This window comes from Nguyenibacter vanlangensis (assembly GCF_013376155.1).
GTDB lineage: Bacteria > Pseudomonadota > Alphaproteobacteria > Acetobacterales > Acetobacteraceae > Gluconacetobacter > Gluconacetobacter vanlangensis.
In genome coordinates this window covers 1-767 of the sequence record NZ_JABXXP010001047.1, presented here as the reverse complement: position 1 = coordinate 767, position 767 = coordinate 1, and the positions used below count along the sequence as shown (strand labels likewise).

General features: G+C 71.4%; 1 protein-coding gene. It reads left to right on the top strand.

The features are described from left to right. The coding region (locus tag HUK84_RS21110) for a molybdopterin cofactor-binding domain-containing protein (protein ID WP_176641915.1) at window positions 1-767 on the top strand (767 nt) is incomplete at both ends.

Below are 767 nucleotides of genomic sequence, written 5' to 3'. Positions count from 1 at the left end.
CTGCTGGCCAATCCCGCCACGCCGCGCCGGCTGCTGGATCGCGGGGATGTCGAAGCCGCGCTGGACGGGTTGCCGGGCCGGATGGACCGGACCTATTCCTGGCCCTATCAGATGCATGGCTCGATCGGGCCGTCCTGCGCGGTGGCGGACTGGCGGGCGGAGGGCGTGACCGTCTGGTCCGGGACGCAGAACCCGCACATGCTGCGCGCCGACCTCGCCCAACTGGCGGGGGTGGAGGCGGCGCGGATTTCGATCGTCCGGCACGAGGCCGCGGGCTGCTATGGGCGCAATTGCGCCGACGATGTCTGCGGCGACGCGCTTTTGCTGTCGCGGGCGGTCGGTCGGCCGGTGCGGGTGCAACTGACCCGCGCGCAGGAGCATGTCTGGGAGCCCAAGGGCGCCGCGCAACTGATGCAGGTGCGCGGCGGCATCGCCGCGGACGGCAGTCCGGCGGCCTATGATTTTTCGACGCGCTATCCGTCCAATGTCTCGCCCCTGCTGGCGCTGGTGCTGACCGGGGTGGTGCCCGCCGCGACGCCGGCGGTGACGCAGATGGGCGACCGCACCAGCATCGCGCCCTATGCCTACGGCAATGCGCGGGTCACCGTGCACGACATGCCGCCGATCGCCCGGGCCTCGTGGCTGCGGGGGGTGTCGGCCATGCCGAACAGCTTTGCGCATGAATGCTATATCGACGAGCTGGCGGCGGCGGCCGGTGTCGATCCGCTGGATTATCGCCTGCGCCATCTGGCCGACGCGCGGGCGGC